The 1,107-nt window shown below is 62.6% G+C and carries 1 protein-coding gene and 1 pseudogene; both read right to left on the minus strand.

Annotated elements, in window-relative coordinates; translation table 11 throughout:
- A partial coding sequence (locus GSQ92_RS25630; RefSeq protein WP_305782235.1) for an NAD(P)-dependent oxidoreductase occupies positions 1 to 415 on the minus strand: 415 nt, incomplete at its 3' end.
- A 70-nt stretch (positions 416 to 485) separates the two neighbouring features.
- A pseudogene (locus GSQ92_RS25635) lies at positions 486 to 1,107 on the minus strand (IS630 family transposase); the annotation flags it as partial.

The raw sequence follows: 1,107 nt of genomic DNA on the forward strand, positions 1-1,107 counted from the left end.
CGCCGCGCGGCATGAGGGCAAGCGCTTCGGCATCGATTAGTGGGTGGCTGCCCGGCAGCGGCGGGCAGTGCAGCGTGACGATGTCGGACTCCGCGAGAATTTCCGCGACATCGGCCCAGCGGAAGCCAGGTGGTGCGTCGAAGTTAGGGCGCATCGGGTCGTAGCCGATAACGCACGCGCCGAGCCCACCCGCGAGCTTGGCCACATCCCGCCCGATGGCGCCGCAGCCGATGACGCCGAGGCGGCGATTGCGGATCTCGCGCCCGCGCAGGCGCGGCCAGCCGCCCGCTTTGATGCCGGCATCGGCCGCCGGCACATGGCGCATCGCGGCCATCATGAGCGCGATCGCGAGTTCCGCTACACCCGCCGCATTGGCGCCGTCCGCCGTCAGCACGGCGATGCCGCGCTCCTTCATGCGCGTGACCGGGAGGGGATTGTCACGTTAACTGGTGGGGGTTGATACCAAGGCCCGTTGATCGCAACCGCTATGCCCAGTCCCGAGAACCGATTGAGATGATCGTCCACGGCTGATCGGCGAGCTTATTCCAGGCGTAGCAGCAATGGTCGACGATGTTCTCGTATGAGGAGAACACGCGATTGGATAGCCAATTGTCGCGCATGAATTGCCAAATGTTCTCCTGAGGGTTCAACTCAGGGCATTTCGGCGGCAGCGGCACGATCGTGATGTTCTCCGGGACATTGAGCCTGGGCGACATATGCCAACCGGCCTGATCAAGCAGAAGGGCGGCATGTCGACCTGGTGTGACGCTCTCCGAAATAACCTTCAGATGCAGGCCCATGGCTTCGGTGTCGCACCAAGGTAGAACGAGCGCTGCCGCGGTCCCTTTCTTCGGGCAGATAGCGCCGAAAATGTAGGTCCAGGCCGTGCGCTGGTCATGCGGGGCAGAGGGTCGAGTGCCTCGTCTTGCCCATCGCCGAGTGATCTTGTTTTTCTGCCCGATTCTAGCTTCATCAGCGAACCAAACTTCTATATCGCCGCGTTCGATTCCCTTTTCGCGCGCGATTTCGTCCAGACGGGTTGGGAGGTTTTTTTAAAAGTCTCGATCGCGCCCTCAGCCTGGGCATGGTGGCGTGGTCGCGCAGACA

Source organism: Acidisoma sp. S159, assembly GCF_009766125.1.
GTDB lineage: Bacteria > Pseudomonadota > Alphaproteobacteria > Acetobacterales > Acetobacteraceae > Acidisoma.